Raw genomic sequence first — 17,048 nt, 5'->3', positions numbered from 1 at the left:
ATCAGCCGGAACCGGTTGGCTGTGATCCGGACAATTAGCCACATGTCGTAGAGAGTTGAACTAAGATGATCTTGCTGGGGCGGTAGGCCGTTCCGCCCCGGAACGGGGAATTCCTTGCCGGGGCGCCGCACTTGCCGATGATCTTTTCCGGTCGCCACCCGTTCGAGTGGCGCGGCTCACCGCGCCAAACTGACGCGATCGGGCGGCCCGCCGCCCCTGCTACCCTCCGGTGCCGTTCCAGCACGTCGGGTGACGGTCAGGGGAGTGCGTGTGAAGGTCGTCTGTGTCGGAGGCGGGCCCGCCGGCCTGTACCTCGCCATCCTGCTCAAGCGGCAGGACCCCGCCCATGACGTCACCGTCCACGAACGCGACCCCGAAGGCTCCACCTACGGCTGGGGCGTGACCTACTGGCACGGACTCCTCGACCGGCTCCGGGCGCACGACCCCGAGACGGCCCGGGCGATCGAGGAGCACTCGGTCCGGTGGAGCGAGGGCGTCGCCCACGTCCGCGACCTGACGACCCGGCACCCCGGGGACGAGGGGTTCGGCATCGGCCGGCACCGGCTGCTCGACCTGCTCGCCGGCCGGGCCCGCGCCCTCGGGGTCCGCCTGCGGTACGAGAGCGAGGTGACGCGCCCGCCCGCCGGCGCGGACCTCGTCGTCGCGGCCGACGGAGTGCACAGCGCCCTGCGCACCAACGCCGCCCACGACTTCGGCACCCGCGTCACCTCCGGCCGCAACCCCTACATCTGGCTCGGCACCAGCAAGGTCTTCGACGCCTTCACCTTCGCCTTCACCGAGACCGAGCACGGCTGGATCTGGGCCTACGGCTACGGCTACGGCGACGACCGCAGCACCTGCGTCGTCGAGTGCTCACCGGGGACCCTCACCGGCCTCGGCCTGGACCGCGCCGACCAGGCCGAGGGCCTCGCCCTGCTGGAGAAGCTCTTCGCCGGCGTCCTCGACGGCCACCCCCTGACGGCCCGCCCCGGCGCCTCCTGGCAGACCTTCCGCACCCTCACCAACCGCACCTGGCACCACGGCAACCTGGTCCTGCTCGGCGACGCGGCCCACACCACCCACTACTCCATCGGCGCCGGCACCACCCTCGCCCTGGAGGACGCCATGTGCCTCGCCGGTGCCCTGCGCGGCCACGCCGGCCTGCCCCAGGCCCTCGCCGCCTACGAGCGCCGACGCCGGGCCGCGCTGCTGTCCGCGCAGAGCGCCGCCCGCTACAGCGCCCAGTGGTACGAGGACCTGCCCCGCTACATCGACCTGCCCCCGCACCGGATGTTCGCCCTGCTCGGCCAGCGCCACTCGCCGCTGCTGCCGTACGTCCCGCCGCAGCTGTACTACGGCCTCGACCGGGCGGCCGGACGGCTGGAGACGCTGCGCAGGCTCAAGCGCTGGCTCGGCCCCCGCGCCGCCCGCGCCCTGCACGCCCGCTCCGCGGCCGGCCGGGGATAACCCCGCCCTCCACCGTTCGGGCGAGGAAACGTTGGTGAATGCCCATTCACTCGATATGGTGAATACGTATTCACCTCGTCACCGTGCCGCCCGCAGGAGCGCCGATGGACCAGCCAGAGCCCATACCCCCGCGGCCCCGGCTGCGCGACCGGCTCACCGTGCCGGTCCTGGCGTCGGGCGGCATCCTCATGGCGGTCATGCAGACCGTGGTCGTCCCGCTCCTGCCCGACCTGCCCCGGCTCACCGGAGCGTCGGCCGCCGCCGTCTCCTGGACGGTCACCGCGACCCTCCTCTCCGGCGCCGTCCTCACCCCCGTACTCGGCCGGGCCGGCGACATGTACGGCAAGCGCCGGGTGCTCACCGCCGCGCTCGCCCTGATGACCGTCGGCTCCGTGATGTGCGCGCTCTCCTCCGACATCGGGGTGCTCATCGCCGCCCGCGCGCTCCAGGGTGCCGCCGCCTCCGTGGTCCCGCTCTCCATCAGCATCCTGCGCGACGAACTCCCGCCCGAGCGCCGTGGCTCGGCGGTCGCCCTGATGAGTTCCACCGTCGGCATCGGCGCCGCGCTCGGCCTGCCGCTCGCCGCGCTGGTCGTGCAGTACGCCGACTGGCACACCATGTTCTGGCTCACCAGCGCCCTCGGCGCACTGGGTGTCACGGCGACCTGGTGGGCGGTACGGGAGTCACCGCTGCGCGAGCCCGGCCGCTTCGACGTCGCCGGCGCGCTCGGCCTCGCCGCCGGGCTGGTCTGCCTGCTGCTGGGCGTCTCCCAGGGCGGCACCTGGGGCTGGGGCAGCGCCCGGGTCCTCGCCCTGTTCCTCGCGGCCGTCGCCGTCCTCGTCCTGTGGTGCCGGCAGCAGCTGCGCGCCGCCCGGCCGCTGGTCGACCTGCGGCTGGCCACCCGGCCGCGGGTGGGCCTGTCCCATGTGGCGGCCCTGCTGACCGGATTCGCCTTCTACGCCAACTCGCTGGTCACCGCCCAGCTCGTGCAGGCGCCGAAGGCCACCGGGTACGGCCTCGGCCTGTCCATCGTCGCCACCGGGCTCTGCCTGCTGCCCGGCGGCGTCACCATGCTGCTGTTCTCCCCGCTGTCGGCCCGCATCTCGGCCGCGCGCGGCCCGCGGATCACCCTCGCGCTCGGCGCCGCCGTCATCGCCTGCGGGTACGCGCTGCGCATCGCCGACAGCCGCGACCTGTGGATGATCATCCTGGGCGCCACCGTGGTCGCGACCGGCACCACGCTCGCCTACTCCGCGCTGCCGACCCTGATCCTGCGGGCCGTACCGGCCGCCCAGACCGCCTCCGCCAACGGCGTCAACGTCCTCATGCGGACCATCGGCCAGGCCGTCTCCAGCGCGGCCGTCGCCGCCGTCCTCGTCCACCACAGCAGCCCCCTCGGCGGCGTCCCCGTGCCCACCCTGCACGGCTACCTGCTCGCCTTCGCCCTGGCCGGCACCGTCGCCCTCGCGGCCTGCGCGGCGGCCCTGTCCATCCCCGGCGACGGCCCCGCCCGGGGCACCCGGCGGCACCGCGGCGCCCCCCGGGGCGCCCGGGACGGGGCGATGGAGGGAGCATGAGGACCATGACCACGCCACCCGGTCAGGCGCCCGCCCCCGCACGCCGGGACGCCGAGGCCACCAAGGCCGCCATCCTGAGGGCCGCACGTCACCTGCTGGCCCGGCACGCGCACGCCGACATCACCCTGAGGGCCGTCGCCGAGCGGGCCGGCGTCAGCCCGCCGCTGATCCTGAAGTACTTCGGCAACAAGGACGCCCTGTTCGCCCGCGTGATGTCCTTCGACACCGACGCCGACGACCTGCTGGACGCCCCGCTGGACGACCTCGGCCGGCACATGGTCCGGCACGTGGTCTCCAGCCAGCGCGAGCGGGGCGCCGACCCGCTGCTGCGCATCGCCTTCGCCCCGCTGCACGGCGACCACGGCGAGGTGCTGCGCGCCAACTTCCGCGCCCAGGTGACCGAGCGCCTCGCCGCCCGCCTCACCGGCCCCGACGCGGGCCTGCGCGCCGAACTCGCCGTCGCCGCCCTGGTCGGCCTCGGCGTCATGTACGGCATCGCCCGCGGCCCGCACCTGCGCGAAACCGACCCCGACGCCCTCGCCGACCGCTACGGGCCCGCCGTACAGGCACAGCTCACCCCCGGACGGTGAGCCCCGCGGGCCGCGACGGAGCCGTACCGGGTGACAGACTGAGGCCATGGACGAACGCGTAATCGGCAGGTCGGGTCAGTGGGCGTCGGTGGTTGGCCTCGGCACATGGCAGCTGGGCGCCGACTGGGGCGCCGTGGACGACAAGGAGGCCCTCTCCGTCCTGGAGGCGGCGGCCGAGGCCGGGGTCACCTTCTTCGACACCGCCGACGTGTACGGCGACGGGCGCAGCGAGTCGACGATCGCCTCGTTCCTGCGCGGCCGGCCCGATCTGCACGTGCTCGTGGCCACCAAGATGGGCCGCCGGGCGGAGCAGGTCCCCGAGAACTACGTCCTGGACAACTTCCGTGCCTGGAACGACCGCTCGCGCCGCAACCTCGGCGTCGACCGGATCGACCTGGTGCAGCTGCACTGCCCGCCCACCCCGGTCTACTCCTCGGACGCGGTGTTCGACGCCCTGGACACCCTGGTCGAGGAGGAACGCGTCGCCGCGTACGGGGTGAGCGTGGAGACCTGCGCGCAGGCGCTCACCGCGATCGCCCGGCCGAACGTCGCGAGCGTGCAGATCATCCTCAACCCCTTCCGGATGAAGCCCCTGCGGGAGGTGCTGCCCGCCGCCCGCGAGGCCGGCGTCGGCATCATCGCGCGCGTGCCGCTCGCCTCCGGACTGCTGTCCGGCAAGTACACCCAGGACACCGTGTTCGCCCCCGACGACCACCGCACCTTCAACCGGCACGGTGAGGCCTTCGACCAGGGCGAGACCTTCTCCGGCGTGGACTACGCCACCGGGGTCGAGGCCGCCGCCGAGTTCGCCGCGCTCACCCCGGAGGGGTACACCCCGGCCCAGCTGGCGCTGCGCTGGATCGTCGAGCAGGAGGGCGTGACCACGGTGATCCCCGGCGCCCGCAACCCGGAGCAGGCCCGCGCCAACGCCGCGGCGGCCAAGCTGCCGCCGCTGCCGCGGGAGACGTTCGCCGCGATCCGTGAGCTGTACGAGCGGCGGATCGGGGACCAGGTGGAGTCCCGCTGGTAGGCGCCATCACGCGCACCGTTTGAACGATCGGGCGGGCGGTTACACGCACCGCATGACGGAGGAAGGACGGCGCAGAGGGCGCGACGAGACCGAGGAGGAGCGGGCCGACCGGATGTGGGGTGAACTCATCCAAGAGGTCCGGGTGGCCCAGACGGGCGTGCAGATCCTGTTCGGCTTCCTGCTGACCGTCGTCTTCCAGCCCAAGTACGGGCGGCTCACCTCCACGGACCACGCCATCTACATCGTCACCGTGGTCCTCGGCGCCTGCGCGACCGGCGCCCTCATCGGCCCGGTCTCCCTGCACCGGCTGGTCTCCGGCCGCCGGGTCAAGCCGCAGGCGGTGCGGCTGGCCTCCCGGATGACCCTGGTCGGCCTGGCGCTGCTGCTCGCGACGATGACGTCGTCGCTGCTGCTGATCCTCCGGGTGGCCACGCACGACGGCTACGTGCCCTACCTGGTGGCGGCCGTCGTCGCCTGGTACCTGGTGGGCTGGTACGGCCTGCCCCTCTGGGCCCGCCGCAGGTACTCCTCCCGGCCGGACGACCAGGCGGAGCGCCCGCGGCTGCCGCGCTCGCCCGACTAGGGGCGGACGTAGGGCCGGGTCATGACCTCCATGTTGTGCCCGGAAGGATCGGTGAAGTAGACGCCGCGGCCCCCGAAGAGACGGTTGGTCCGGCCGGGTTCGGTGTGGTGCGGGTCGGCGTAGTAGGTGACGTCGAGCGCCTCCAGCCGGGCGATCACGCCGTCGAAGCCCTCCTCCGGCACGAGGAACGCGTAGTGCTGCGACTGGATCGGTTCCGCACGCTGCTCGTAGAAGTCGAGCGTCACGCCGTTGCCGAGGTCGACGGGCAGGAACGGGCCGAACGGGGCGGCGACGGTCAGGCCCAGGACGGCGGCGAGGAACTCCGCCGACAGCCGCCGGTCCCGGGCGAGGACGGCGGTGTGGTCGAGCCTGACCGCGGCGGTCGGGGCGTGCGTCGGCGCGGGCCGCGCGGTGGTCTGCATGGGTGGGTGTGTCTCCGGTTCGTGAGGTCCGCGGGAAGGGCGCCCGAAGCGGGCGACGGCTGGAACTCGAAGACGACGGCGGGCCTCTCGCCCGCCTCGCGCTCACGCGGAGGCCGGGACCCTCACTCGTGTGTGGCCCATGGCCGACCCGGCAGTCACCCGGGTGACTTTACTGATCATGGTGAGCCGGTGCAACGCCCCTCAGCGCGAGCAACTGGCGGTCGTGCGGCCGGCTGAGCAGCAGCAGGGACAGCACCGCCCCGATCAGGGCGCAGAACATGTCCCACTGGGTGTCCCACACATCGCCCTGGATGGCGAGGAACGCGTCCGCGCCGTGCCCCCCGATCTCCGCCGCCAGCCACTCCAGCAGCTCGAAACAGGCGCTGAAGGCCAGACAGGCACAGACCGTGAGCGGCGCCAGCCAGCGGCTGCCGCGCAACGGCGAGGTGCGGCTGAGCAGTTCGCGGACCAGCACGGCCGGTACGAAGCCCTGCATCAGGTGCCCGAAGCGGTCGTACGGATTGCGGTCCAGGCCGAAGGTGTCACGCACCCAGTCACCCGCCGGGACCTCGGCGTAGGTGTAGTGTCCGCCGACCGCCAGGACCAGCGCGTGCGCGGCGAGCAGCCCGCACAGCAGCCCGGTCAGCGGGAAGCGCCGCCAGGCCAGCACCACCAGGGGCAGGCCCACCAGCGCCCACACCGTCTCCAGGAACCAGGTGGCGCGGTCGCGGGCGCCCCACGCGGACGCGGCCAGCCCGACGGCCACCACACCGGCGAAGAGGGTGGGCGGCACCCGGCGCGGCGCGCGGAGCGGGGCGGGGTGCACTGCGGTCACGGGGGGCTCCTTGCCAGAGGGCGGTGTCGCGGGTGTCGTAGGAGCCCCATCGTGGCGCCCGCCCGGCCGGCGGGCATGAGTACGGCTACTCAGCCGTGGAGAGGATCTCCGCCAGCAGCTCGTCCATCGGGAGGCGTTCGTGCCCCGGCGGGACGACGTGGTGGGTCTCGCGCAGGAACGCGGCGACCGCCGGCGCCCAGGCGAGCACCACCGCGTGGTGCCGGCCGCCGTCCGGCCGGGTGTCCCCCAGGAACTCCAGGCGCAGCTCCTGCCACAGCCCCGCGGCCTCCGGCCGCATCCGCACGTCACCGACGCCGACCGGCCGCTCCAGGCCGTCGCAGAGCATCTGCCGGTCCAGCCGCCAGCGGGCCAGCACCCGGCCGTCGTGGGCGAAGACGGCGGTGACGGCGAACGGGTCGTCGGCGTCGTAGCTGAGGTGGGCGAGCACCGGACACCGGCCGGTGCCGTGGGCGAGGAGCTGCACCACCAGGGTCTTGTGCACGAACGGGTTCACGCGGGGGGCCTCCGGCAACAATCGGCGTAGGGCCCTCTAGTACCCCCGTATCGCCCGGGATGCTCACCCGTGAGCATGATTCTGGGGCGGGAGACGTAGGAGCTCATCCGCACGTCGGCGGCCGGGGTCCGTCTCCCGGCCCGGCCGCCGGGCCGGGGACCGGGCCGCCGACGACGGACTCGTACCGCAACTCCGAGGCCCCGCGGTCGCGTACGACCCGCTCGGCGGAGCAGCCGGCGTCAGGCGAAGGCCTCCCGCAGCGCCGGCAGCAGGGTCTTGGCCGACCAGTCCAGGAACTCGTGCTGTGCGTCGCCGCCGATCTGCACCAGGGCGACCTCCCCGAAACCCGCCTCCACGTAGGGCCGTACGGCCTCCACGAAGGCGTCCGGGTCGTCACCGCACGGGATGGCGGAGGCGACGTCGTCCTCGGTGACGAACTGGGTCGCGGCCTCGAAGGAGTCGGGGTGCGGCAGTTCGGCGTTCACCTTCCAGCCCAGGCCGAACCAGCGGAACTGGGAATGGGCGCGCTTGACCGCCGTGTCCCGGTCGGGGTCGTAGCAGACGGGCAGCTGGCCCACCCGGGGCTTGCCGCTGCCGCCGTGCCGGTCGAACGCCTCCAGCAGGCCCGCCTTCGGCTCGGTCGCGATCACCAGGTCGGCGAGGTGCCCGGCGAGCTTGCAGGACTGGTCGCCGGAGACGGCGATGCCGATCGGCGGAGCCTGTTCCGGCAGGTCCCACAGCCGCGCCGACTCGACGTCGAAGTGCTGGCCGTGGTGGGTGACATGGCCGCCCTCGAACAGCGCGCGGATGATCTGCACGGCCTCTTCGAGCATCTCGTGGCGTACGTCCGCCGGCGGCCAGCCGCCGCCCACCACATGCTCGTTGAGGTTCTCTCCGGCACCCAGTCCGAGCCGGAAGCGGCCCTCGGACAGCAGCTGCACGGTCGCTGCCTTCTGTGCCACGACCGCCGGGTGGTAGCGCAGGATGGGGCAGGTGACGTACGTCATCAGGGGGATCCGCGAGGTGGCCTGGGCGGCGGCGCCCAGCACGCTCCACGCGTACGAGGAGTGGCCCTGCGAGCGCAGCCAGGGGAAGTAGTGGTCGGAGATCACCGAGAAGTCGAAACCGCCCTCCTCGGCCCGCACCACGTGGTCCACCAGGTCCCGGGGACCCGTCTGCTCGGTCATCATCGTGTATCCGATTTGCACCATAACCATCGAGTCCCCGGCTCGGCGGACGGAAAACAGGCATCGGGCCGGGGTCACTCCCGCGGCGTGCGGAACGTGCCCAGGAACGTCGTCAGGGCCAGCCGGTTCGCCCCGTCGCCCCAGGCCGTGGCGGGAGTGGTGAAACGCAGGGAGAAACCCCGCGTCCCGCCCAGCAGGAAGCCCCGCCCGAGCGTGTGGGTGCGCGCGTCCCCCGGACCGGCGAGCCACTCCAGGTCGGCGGCCCGGTGACCCTGGTAGGTGGTGGCCCGGACGGCGCCGACCCGGTGGTAGCCGGGCAGCCGCGCCAGCCCGGGCTCGACGTCGTCCCGCCAGACGGCGACGGGGTCGGGGCCGACGCGCTCGCTGTAGGTGACGGCGAGGGTGGGCGAGTCGCCGCCCCGGCCGAAGGTGACGCGGTAGGCGAGGTCGGACACCCGGGAGGTGGCCAGCCGCTTCCAGCCGTCGGGCAGCGCCACCGAGAACCCCTCGGGCGCGCTGTAGCGGCGGTAACCGGCAGGGAGGGCGGGGGAGGGCGGGGCGCTCGGCGTGCCGGCCGGGGCGGCGGTGGGCCGGGTGGCGCCACCGGTGTGCCGGCCGGAGGGCGTGGCCGCGGCGGTGGCCCGGGGCGGTGCCCCGGCCGTGTCGGTGCCGGTGAGCACGCCGGTCGCGGCCAGCGCCGCCACGGCCGCCGTGACCAGGGCCAGCACGGCCGCTGCGGTCAGGACCCACCTGCCGCGCAGCGGCCCGGCCGGGCCCACCCCCGCGTAGGCGCCGCGCAGCCGCGGCGCGGGGGCCGGCTGCCGGTCCGCGTCCGTCTCCTCGGCCAGCGCCCGCGCCAGCGCCTCCCGGACCACCGGCCGGGTCAGCCGCTCCCGCGGGTCTTTGCGCAGCAGCCCCTGCACGGCCTGGGTGAGCGGGCCGGTGCGCAGCGGGGTGCGCAGCGGCAGCCGGTCCACCGCCTTCAGCGTGGCGTCCGGCCGGCCGCGGTCCCGGAACGGCGGCCGGCCCTCGACCGTCGTGTAGAGCAACGCGCCCAGCGCCCACAGGTCGGCGGCCGGTCCGATGCGCTCGTCGCGGGCCTGCTCCGGGGAGGCGTACGACGGTGCGGTGAGCCGGGGGACCAGGGTCGCGCCCGCCAGCCCGAACCCGGTGACGACGACCGGGCCGCCGTCGCGTACGAAGACCTGCCCGGGGCTCAGTTCGCCGTGCGTGATGCCCTCGTCGTGCGCGGCCTGCAGCACGTCCAGCAGCTCCAGACCGAGCCGGGCCGCCCGCATCGGGTGGAACGAGCCCTCCCGGGCGAGGAGTTCACCGAGCGGCGTGCCGTCGATCCACTCGGTGACCGTCCACAGCGTCCCCGCCTCCACCACGGCGTCGACGACCGCGGCGACCTGGCCCGGACGCAGCAGCCGCATGGTCTCCGACGTGCGCACGACCCGCGCGGTGACCCGGCGCGCGGTGTCCTCGGCGGCGGGGCCCGGCAGGGCGGTCTGCGCCACCAGGCGGGGCTGGTGCGCCGTCACGTCCTCGGCGTACCACCACAGGCGGTTCGTCTCGCGGGCGAAGACCTCCAGGAGCCGGTACCGGCCGGCGACCAACTCGTGTGCGGAGACGTGCGCCTTGACCATGGTCATCCCTCGCTGGAACCCCTGCCTCGTCTTTCCCAGAGGTACGCGGGGCGCGCGGGGGAGCGTTCAAAGAATCCCGAAGCGGTCGGTCCAGCCGGCCAGTTCCCGGGGTGTCGTGTTGCCCCCGCACACCACGAGCCCCAGCCGGGCCCCGTCACCGGCCCGCTCGACCACCTGCCGGGCCGCCGGCAGCAGACAGCCCGCGGCCGGCTCCGCCCACACCTTGGCGTGTTCGGCGAGGTCCAGGCACCCCCGCACCGCGTCCCGGTCCGGCACCACCAGCACCTCCTCCACGAGCGCCGAGACCCGGTCGTACGTCAGCTGTGAGACCGATGGCGCGCTCAACGTGCTGACCAGGGACGACAGGGGAACCGGAACCGGGCCGCCGGCCTTCAGCGCGCCGGACATCGCCTCCGCGCCCTCGGTCTCCACGCCCCACACGCGCACCCCCGGGCGCCGGGCGCGCAGGGCAGCCGCGACACCGGCGATCAGACCGCCGCCGCCCACGCTCACGACGACGTCCGTCAGTTCCCCGGCGTCCTCGGCCAGTTCCAGCCCCACCGTGCCCTGTCCGGCGATCACCACCGGATCGTCGAAGGGGTGGACCAGGGTCAGTCCCTCGTCCCGCAACCGGTTCACCAGCCGGAAGGCGCTGTCCATGCCGTCGGTCAGCCGCACCGACGCCCCGGCGTCCTCGGCGAGCGCGATGGAACGCGCGGGCGCGGTGCGCGGCATGACCACGGTCGCCTTCACGTCGAGGGCCGCGGCCATCACCGCGAGCGCGATCCCGTGGTTGCCGCCGCTGACGGCGACCACGCCGGCCGCCCGCTCGGCCCCGCTCAGCGACAGCAGCTTCGCGGTGGCCCCGCGGGCCTTGAACGAGCCGGTGCGCTGAAGCAGTTCGAGCTTGGCGGTGACCGGGACGCCGAGCAGCGCGCCCAGGCCGGGGCTCGGCACCGTCGGCGTCCGGACGACGTGTCCGGCGATCCGCTGCGCGGCGGTTTCGATGTCGGAGACGTCAGGGGCGTGCGAGCGATCCGAAAGGTCCGAGATGCCGGTCACGGTGCCTCACCCTTCCGGCGCGGGTCGGGAACCGCGCCGTTCGCACCTTGGACCGCCGGGACACGCCAGGTCAACGCCGCCTTCCGGGCACTGCTACAGCGCGCGGCCCACCAGCGACTCCAGCAGCTCCGCCAGCTCCCCGGCGGCCCCGCCGGCCAGGGGCACGGCGGTGAGCAGCTCCCGCGCGGCGGCCGTGTGGACCCGGGCCTCGGCCAGGGCCGCCGTACGGCCCCCCACCGCCTCGACCAGCGCGGCGGCCTCCTCGGCGTGCTCCGCCGAGCCGAGCAGCGCCGGCAGCCGCCGGGCCGCCGGGGAACCGAGCGCCGCCAGTACCGGGAACGTCTTCTTCCGCTCCCGGAGGTCGCCGCCCACCGGTTTGCCGGTGACGGCCGGATCGCCCCAGATGCCGAGCACGTCGTCCACCAGCTGGAAGGCGACCCCGAGGTGCCGTCCGGCCCGGTCCAGCACGACGGCCGTGTGCCGGGACGCTCCGCCGAGCGTGGCACCGAGCGCCACGGCGCAGCCCAGCAGCGCGCCGGTCTTGCCCTCCGCCATCGTCCGGTACTCCTCGGGTGTCACCCGTTCCGGGCCGGTCCAGGGCCGGGTCGCGAACAGCAGGTCGTCGGCCTGCCCGCGCACCAGGTCGGCGAGGGCCGCGGAGAGCAGCCGCACCGCGCCGGGTCCCTCCGGCGCGGCGGCGAGGGTGTCCACCGCCAGTGCGAACAGGGCGTCCCCGGCCAGCACGGCCGGACCCGTGCCGTACGCCCGCCAGACGGCGGGGCGGCCGCGCCGGGTCGCGTCGCCGTCCATGATGTCGTCGTGCAGCAGCGAGAAGGCGTGCACCAGTTCCACGGCGACCGCCGCCGGGATCCCGGCCCGGGCGTCGGCGCCCGCCGCCTCGGCGCCGAGGACCGCGAGGGCCTGCCGTACGCCCTTGCCGCCCGGTGCGCCGGCGGGCGCCCCGCCGACCTCGCACCAGCCGAAGGAGTACGCGGCCATCTCGGCCGTCCAGGGCTGCAGCCGCGCCACCGCCGCCCGCAGCTCCGGCCGGACCAGCTCCCGGCACCGGTCGAGGACGTGCCGGGCGGACTCCCGTACCGGCGAGACGGGCGCCGTCACCGTACGGCCTCCGCGTCGAGGGCGAACTCCCGCTGGGCCCGGGCCACCATCTCCCGCGCGTGCCGCAGGCCGCTGCGCTCCAGGGTGCGGGCCAGGTCGGCCAGTTCGGCGGCGGTCTCGGCGTGGTCGCGGCCGAGCCGGGCGCGGGACTTGGCGAGGCCCAGCCGGGAGAGGGCCTCGCCGCGCGGCTCGCTCATCGTCCGGAACTCGGTCAGCGCCAGCTCGTAGCGGTCGCGGGCCTCGGCGTAACGGCCCGCCCGGTACAGGACGTTGCCCTGCATCTTGTGGTTGTAGGCGAGCGCGCTGGAGAGGTTCATCTCCCGGCAGGTGGCCTCCGCCTCGGCCAGCAGCTCCAGCGCACGCCCGGTGGCGCCGTCGCGCGCCGAGAGGACGTCCGCGAGCCCGCGCAGAGCCCAGGCGTGCCCGCGCCGGTCGTCGGCCCGCTCGGCTATCTCCGCCGCCTCCTGGAACAGGGCGTGGGCCCGGTCGTGGTCGCCGGTGTTGCGGTGCATCTGGGCGATGCCCTCCAGGGCCCACACGGTGTGCCGGGCCTCGCCCCGCTTGCGGGCCTCGGCCAGCAGTTGCTCGTGCAGCCGGCCGACCGCCGCGTAATCGCCCTGGATGCGGCCGGTCTCGGCGAGGCCGGCCAGCGAGTAGCCGCGGACGACGACGTCCCCGCCATGCTCGCCGAGTTCGGCCGCCAGTCCCAGCAGCCGCCAGGCCAGCGGGAAAGCCCCGCGCTGCCGGGCCAGGGTGCCCCCGCTCCACAGCGCCCAGGCCATGGCGGCGGTGTCGCCGGCCTCGCGGGCGGCGCGGTAGCTCGCCTTCCAGGCCCGGTCGGCGTCCTCGACATGGCCGAGCCGCCGGTGCGCCTCGGCGACGGCGAGCCCGCAGCGCGCCGCCTCGCCGGGGCGTCCGGCCCGCTCGGCCTCGCGCAGCCGCTCGGTGCCCTCGGCCAGTACGTCGGCCAGCGAGGAGTTCACGGAGAGGGTGGTCAGGGCGCCCTGGTACTCCGGGGCGAAAGCCTTGCCGTACATGTGTACCCTTCTATACACGCTATGTATACACGGTGCGTATACATAGCGTGTATAGCGTCTCGAAAAGGTGCCTCGGCCGGGGGCCGGGGCTCGGTCTGTTGTGGATCAAGACGCGGGTGGGGCGGCCGGGGTTGCCCGGCCGCCACGGATCACCTGTGAAGGTTCAGTGCTGCTCCTTCTGGGGCGTCACCTCGCTGGGGCGCACCACCACGTAACCCTCGCCCTGGAGCATCAGCTGCACGGCCTCGCCGGAACCGCCGCGCAGCATCGAGCCGATGGACTGCGAGCGGTGCAGCGAGGTCTGCAGGTGCGCGGTCCAGCCGACCACCGCGTCCGTGTCGACGTACACCGGCGCCTGCGCGGACACCGGGATGACCAGCGGGTTGCCGTCACAGACCAGACCGAGCCGGCCCTGCCCGCTGAAGACGCTGTTGAACAGGCCGCCGCCGGCGATGCCGGAGCCCTTCACCGTCTTGATGTCGTACGACAGCGAGGCGTCGAAGCACAGCACGTTGCGGCCGTTGACGGTGAACTGGTCACCGGCCTCCACCTCCACGATGAAGCAGTTCTGCGCCTCGTGCGCGAACCAGGCCTCGCCCTGCCCGCGCACCGCCATGAGGGGCAGTCCCTCACCGGTGACCGCACGCTTGAGCATGCCACCGACGCCCTGCCCCTTGCGCTCGAACTTCAGGTCGCCGCGGTAGGCGACCATCGCGCCCTGCCGGGCGTACATCTCGCCGCTCACCGTGTACCTGATGCACTTGGCGTTCTCGACGGACATCCCCGGAGCCACGGCCGGCCGCACCACGTGCTGACTGGAAAAGAGATCACCCTTCATGCGGGGCATGGTGTCCCGGAAGGTGGCATTCCGCCAAGATCACGGATCGAACGGGTCCTTCCGCGACCGTTCCTTCCGGGACGGCCCTTCCTGACGGCCCCCTCCTCCGTCAGGCGGCCTGCCACAGCGCCGGTACCGCCGGGGGTTCCCAGCCCGGCTGGGACGTGTGCGGCTGGAGGCAGACGTACGCACGCGCCGCGTACGTGACCCAGTCGCCCGCCCGGTACGCCGTCCCCGGGGTCCAGGTGTTCTCCGGCGAGGAGGGACCGGGCCCCGGGCCGGGGTCCTGCGGGACGTCCAGGACGAAGTCGAACGCCGCCTCCCGGCCGCCGCCCCCGTCGCGCACCGTCATCAGCAGGCGGGGGTCGAAGAGGGTGTCGGTGTTGTTGCGCGGTTCGTTCGGGAAGTACAGCTGCGTGGTCAGGACCGGACGGTGCGGCGCCTGCACCTTGACGTGGAGGTGGCGGGTCCGGCCCGGGTACAGGCCCGGCACGATCGTGGTCAGCGCGAAGGAGCCACGGGAGTCGGTGAACTGGTGGCCGCGCAGCCGGAAACCCGTGTTGTCGTACGCGCCGTCGGTGTCGGCCTGCCAGAAGTCCAGCAGGACGCCCGGCAGGGGCAGGCAGGCCCGCCCGAAGACGTAGCCGGTCACCGTGAGCCGGGTGCCCGGCAGGCCCGGTTCCAGCAGGCTCGTGCGCTCCGGCGAGTTCGATTTGAAGTAGGGGCCCTCGATCTGCTCCGGAGTGGGGTCGTCGCCGTCGTCGCACGGCGGGGTGAGCCCGGGCGCCGTGCCGCCCGCGACGAACGTGCGGGCGAGCGCCGGGCCGCCGATCAGGGCGACGGGCACCGCTGCGGTGGCGGCGAGCGCCGCGCGCAGCACCGTCTTGCGGTGGACGAGCCGCTCGGACCTCGGCTCCTCCTGCGCCCCGGCGCCGCTGCTGCCTGCTCCGTCCATGTCTCCTCCTCGTGGGGGATCGGATGCGCAACGAAACTAGGGGCGCGTGGACGGGAGTTCGATGGACTGGTCGTGGCGGCTGTGGTGTTTTCGGAAGTCACCGGGGCTGCTGCCGGTCTCCCGCCGGAAGAACCGGCTGAAGTAGGCGGGGTCGGCGAAGCCGGTGCGGGCGGCTACCTGCCGTACCGACAGCCGGGTGTGGGCGAGCAACTGCTGTGCCTGGTACACCCGGGCCTCGATCAGCAGCCGTCCCGGCGGACGGCCGGTGGCGGCCCGGACCGCCTGGGCGAGGTAGCCGGGTGTCACGCCGAGCCGGCCCGCGCACTCCCGTACGGTCCACCCGGCGGCCTCCGGGCGGGCGATCAGCCGGGTGAACTCCTCGGAAACCGCCGCTGGTCGCCCCAGCACCCGTGGATCGCGGCCGGCCTCGCCGTGCCGTGGCAACCGGGCGGCGCGTACCACGAGCACGTGCAGCAGCGAGCGCAGGACGCTCTCGTGCCCCGGGGCGCGCTGCCGGTGCTCCGCGACGAGTTCGGCCATCAACCGCCCCACGGACCGGTCGTGTTCGGCGTCCAGCGCGAACCAGCCCCGTTCCCCGAGCCGCCGCAGCACCTCGCGGTCGCCGGGGTGGTCGACCAGGAAGTCGTCGGTGAACAGCGCCAGCGTCCCCTCCGGACCCCGGCCGCCTTCCCAGTGGTGCACCTGCCCGGGCAGGACCACCGCCAGGTGCGGGGGCCGGACCGGCCACCGCACCAGGTCGACGACGTGTGTGCCGGAACCGGCGCTGACGTGGATGACCTCGTAGAACGTGTGCCGGTGCGGCCGGTCCCAGCGGGACAGCGGCCCCACCGCCTCGAAGGAGCCGGCGGCGAACGGCGGGTCCCCGGGCCCGGCCACCTCCAGCCGGTGCAGGGGTACGTCCCCGGCAGCGGTCGGCAGGCCGGGCGTTCCCGGCGGGACGGTGGTGCCGCGCATCGCTCGTGCTCCCCTCTCCAGGCGAGCCGGACGGACTCGCCGCTTCTCACGCGCAGGGATCACATACCGCACTCTGGTCTGGACCAACCTCTTGCCCCTCGCCCTCCGGCACCGCAAGCTCCCCTTATGGAGCTGGAGTTGCGGCATCTCAGGACCCTTCGCACCATCGCGGAGGCAGGCAGTCTGACCAGGGCGGCAACGGTGCTCGGGCTCGCACAGCCCGCACTGAGCGCGCAGCTCAGGCGCATCGAGCGGGCCTTGGGCGGCACCCTCTTCGAACGGGGGCGGCACGGGGTGCGGGCCACCGCGCTCGGTGAACTGGTCCTGGAACGCACCCGGATCGTGCTCCCCGCCGTCAGCGAACTGCAGCAGGAGGCGGCCGACTTCGCCCGCGGGCACCGGGAGGGGGAACGGCTGCGGCTCGGCGGCACCCACGGGCCGCTGCTCGGCGCGCTGGTCGACCGGCTCGCCGACGCCGCCCCCGGAACCAGCCTGAGCACCCGCGCCTCCTGGTCGGAACGGGAACTGGCCGGGCTGCTCGCCGAGGGGCGCCTGGACTTCGCCGTCGCCGGTGCCTGCGGCTCCGCACCCCCGCCCGACACCACGCACCTGGTCTGGGAGGAGATCGCCGTCGACCCGGTGTTCGTCATGCTCGCCGACGCCCATCCGCTCGCCCGGGGACGGGAGATCGACCTGGCCGCGCTCGCGGACGAGGCGTGGGCCTGCGTCCCGGGCGACGGCTGCTTCGGCGACTGTTTCACCGCGGCCTGCGCCCGGGCCGGCTTCACCCCCCGCCGCATGTACGAGACGGACACCGCCTCCTGCGTCCACCTGGTGCAGGTCGGCCGGGCCGTGGGCCTGTGCCGGGCCACCTTCCCGTCGACACCCGGCCTCACCACCCGCCCGCTCACCGGCACCCCGCTGGTCTGGCGGCACCTGCTGGGCTGGCGCCCGGCCGGCCAGCGACCGGGCACCGCGGCCACGGTGCTCGCGCAGAGCCGCAAGGCGCACGAGGACGCGGCGGCGCGCAGCGACGGTTACACCCGCTGGCTCGCGCACCGCGGGGGACCGGCGACCACGGCGCACCACCGTACGGGACGCGCGTCCTGACGGCGCGTGAGCGGAGCGTGCGGACTGACGGCGTGCGGGCGGGGCGTGCGGACTGACGGCGCGTGGCTGCCATAACACCGGGGCAGGGGGTCGGCTGA

The 17,048-nt window shown here is 74.3% G+C and carries 17 protein-coding genes; 6 read left to right on the top strand and 11 right to left on the bottom strand.

Annotated elements, in window-relative coordinates:
- The first annotated feature begins 264 nt into the window (after positions 1–264).
- The 5 genes from ACZ7N4_RS30940 to ACZ7N4_RS30920 all read left to right on the top strand — a co-directional run bounded on the left by ACZ7N4_RS30940 (position 265) and on the right by ACZ7N4_RS30920 (position 5,247).
- Positions 265–1,467: an FAD-dependent monooxygenase gene (locus ACZ7N4_RS30940; protein WP_471364689.1), complete on the top strand. Its 1,203-nt coding sequence runs from the start codon at positions 265–267 to the stop codon at positions 1,465–1,467.
- Between the two features lie 104 nt (positions 1,468–1,571).
- Complete coding sequence (locus ACZ7N4_RS30935) at positions 1,572–3,044, top strand: MFS transporter (protein WP_471364685.1); 1,473 nt, start codon at positions 1,572–1,574, stop codon at positions 3,042–3,044.
- A complete protein-coding gene (locus ACZ7N4_RS30930) occupies positions 3,041–3,634 on the top strand; it encodes a TetR/AcrR family transcriptional regulator (RefSeq protein ID WP_471364684.1) in 594 nt (197 codons plus the stop codon). Before ACZ7N4_RS30935 ends, ACZ7N4_RS30930 begins: the two co-directional genes overlap by 4 nt.
- Before the next feature lie 46 nt (positions 3,635–3,680).
- Positions 3,681–4,664 carry an aldo/keto reductase gene (locus ACZ7N4_RS30925; protein WP_471364681.1) on the top strand — a complete coding sequence of 328 codons (984 nt, stop codon included), beginning with the start codon at positions 3,681–3,683 and terminating at the stop codon, positions 4,662–4,664.
- 52 nt (positions 4,665–4,716) lie between these two features.
- On the top strand, positions 4,717–5,247 hold the full coding sequence (locus tag ACZ7N4_RS30920; RefSeq protein WP_471364678.1) for a DUF6328 family protein: 531 nt from the start codon (positions 4,717–4,719) through the stop codon (positions 5,245–5,247).
- Here ACZ7N4_RS30920 and ACZ7N4_RS30915 read toward each other — a convergent pair.
- The 11 genes from ACZ7N4_RS30915 to ACZ7N4_RS30865 all read right to left on the bottom strand — a co-directional run bounded on the left by ACZ7N4_RS30915 (position 5,244) and on the right by ACZ7N4_RS30865 (position 15,840).
- Positions 5,244–5,669: a VOC family protein gene (locus ACZ7N4_RS30915; protein ID WP_471364675.1), complete on the bottom strand. Its 426-nt coding sequence runs from the start codon at positions 5,667–5,669 to the stop codon at positions 5,244–5,246. The two genes, ACZ7N4_RS30920 and ACZ7N4_RS30915, sit on opposite strands and share 4 nt — an antisense overlap.
- A gap of 169 nt (positions 5,670–5,838) precedes the next feature.
- Positions 5,839–6,504 (bottom strand): DUF2238 domain-containing protein, encoded by a 666-nt coding sequence (locus ACZ7N4_RS30910; RefSeq protein ID WP_471364671.1) that lies wholly within the window; start codon positions 6,502–6,504, stop codon positions 5,839–5,841.
- An 85-nt stretch (positions 6,505–6,589) separates the two neighbouring features.
- Positions 6,590–7,018: an SsgA family sporulation/cell division regulator gene (locus ACZ7N4_RS30905; RefSeq protein ID WP_471364667.1), complete on the bottom strand. Its 429-nt coding sequence runs from the start codon at positions 7,016–7,018 to the stop codon at positions 6,590–6,592.
- 239 nt (positions 7,019–7,257) lie between these two features.
- The gene (locus tag ACZ7N4_RS30900; RefSeq protein ID WP_471364664.1) at positions 7,258–8,229 is read right to left on the bottom strand and encodes an LLM class F420-dependent oxidoreductase; all 972 of its coding nucleotides are present in this window, start codon (positions 8,227–8,229) and stop codon (positions 7,258–7,260) included.
- A 50-nt stretch (positions 8,230–8,279) separates the two neighbouring features.
- On the bottom strand, positions 8,280–9,860 hold the full coding sequence (locus tag ACZ7N4_RS30895) for a serine/threonine-protein kinase (protein ID WP_471364660.1): 1,581 nt from the start codon (positions 9,858–9,860) through the stop codon (positions 8,280–8,282).
- Between the two features lie 60 nt (positions 9,861–9,920).
- Positions 9,921–10,907, bottom strand: a complete 987-nt coding sequence (locus ACZ7N4_RS30890; protein ID WP_471364870.1) for a threonine/serine dehydratase — start codon at positions 10,905–10,907, stop codon at positions 9,921–9,923.
- 102 nt (positions 10,908–11,009) lie between these two features.
- Positions 11,010–12,035, bottom strand: a complete 1,026-nt coding sequence (locus ACZ7N4_RS30885; protein WP_471364657.1) for a polyprenyl synthetase family protein — start codon at positions 12,033–12,035, stop codon at positions 11,010–11,012.
- Positions 12,032–13,072: a tetratricopeptide repeat protein gene (locus ACZ7N4_RS30880; protein ID WP_471364652.1), complete on the bottom strand. Its 1,041-nt coding sequence runs from the start codon at positions 13,070–13,072 to the stop codon at positions 12,032–12,034. Before ACZ7N4_RS30880 ends, ACZ7N4_RS30885 begins: the two co-directional genes overlap by 4 nt.
- Positions 13,073–13,235: 163 nt before the next feature.
- Entirely contained in the window at positions 13,236–13,910 is a 675-nt protein-coding gene (locus tag ACZ7N4_RS30875) for an AIM24 family protein (RefSeq protein WP_471364649.1), read from the bottom strand.
- Positions 13,911–14,019: 109 nt separating this feature from the next.
- On the bottom strand, positions 14,020–14,865 hold the full coding sequence (locus tag ACZ7N4_RS30870; protein WP_471364644.1) for a dioxygenase family protein: 846 nt from the start codon (positions 14,863–14,865) through the stop codon (positions 14,020–14,022).
- 36 nt (positions 14,866–14,901) lie between these two features.
- Positions 14,902–15,840 carry an AraC family transcriptional regulator gene (locus ACZ7N4_RS30865; RefSeq protein ID WP_471364640.1) on the bottom strand — a complete coding sequence of 313 codons (939 nt, stop codon included), beginning with the start codon at positions 15,838–15,840 and terminating at the stop codon, positions 14,902–14,904.
- Between the two features lie 126 nt (positions 15,841–15,966).
- On the opposite strand from ACZ7N4_RS30865, the gene ACZ7N4_RS30860 reads away from it, so the two are divergent.
- Positions 15,967–16,950, top strand: a complete 984-nt coding sequence (locus tag ACZ7N4_RS30860) for a LysR family transcriptional regulator (RefSeq protein WP_471364636.1) — start codon at positions 15,967–15,969, stop codon at positions 16,948–16,950.
- Positions 16,951–17,048: the final 98 nt, after the last annotated feature.

The sequence above is a fragment of the Streptomyces sp. NPDC107654 genome, from assembly GCF_055639035.1.
Note: the sequence above shows the minus strand (reverse complement) of the source record. Positions and strands in the feature narration are given on the sequence as shown.

Coding starts and splice junctions, on each gene's coding strand:
- ACZ7N4_RS30870 (WP_471364644.1), bottom strand. CDS start 14,865: ATGGACGGAGCAGGCAGCAGCGGCGCCGGGGCGCAGGAGGAGCCGAGG.
- ACZ7N4_RS30865 (WP_471364640.1), bottom strand. CDS start 15,840: ATGCGCGGCACCACCGTCCCGCCGGGAACGCCCGGCCTGCCGACCGCT.
- ACZ7N4_RS30880 (WP_471364652.1), bottom strand. CDS start 13,072: ATGTACGGCAAGGCTTTCGCCCCGGAGTACCAGGGCGCCCTGACCACC.
- ACZ7N4_RS30900 (WP_471364664.1), bottom strand. CDS start 8,229: ATGGTGCAAATCGGATACACGATGATGACCGAGCAGACGGGTCCCCGG.
- ACZ7N4_RS30935 (WP_471364685.1), top strand. CDS start 1,572: ATGGACCAGCCAGAGCCCATACCCCCGCGGCCCCGGCTGCGCGACCGG.
- ACZ7N4_RS30875 (WP_471364649.1), bottom strand. CDS start 13,910: ATGAAGGGTGATCTCTTTTCCAGTCAGCACGTGGTGCGGCCGGCCGTG.
- ACZ7N4_RS30925 (WP_471364681.1), top strand. CDS start 3,681: ATGGACGAACGCGTAATCGGCAGGTCGGGTCAGTGGGCGTCGGTGGTT.
- ACZ7N4_RS30915 (WP_471364675.1), bottom strand. CDS start 5,669: ATGCAGACCACCGCGCGGCCCGCGCCGACGCACGCCCCGACCGCCGCG.
- ACZ7N4_RS30860 (WP_471364636.1), top strand. CDS start 15,967: ATGGAGCTGGAGTTGCGGCATCTCAGGACCCTTCGCACCATCGCGGAG.
- ACZ7N4_RS30895 (WP_471364660.1), bottom strand. CDS start 9,860: ATGACCATGGTCAAGGCGCACGTCTCCGCACACGAGTTGGTCGCCGGC.
- ACZ7N4_RS30920 (WP_471364678.1), top strand. CDS start 4,717: ATGACGGAGGAAGGACGGCGCAGAGGGCGCGACGAGACCGAGGAGGAG.
- ACZ7N4_RS30930 (WP_471364684.1), top strand. CDS start 3,041: ATGAGGACCATGACCACGCCACCCGGTCAGGCGCCCGCCCCCGCACGC.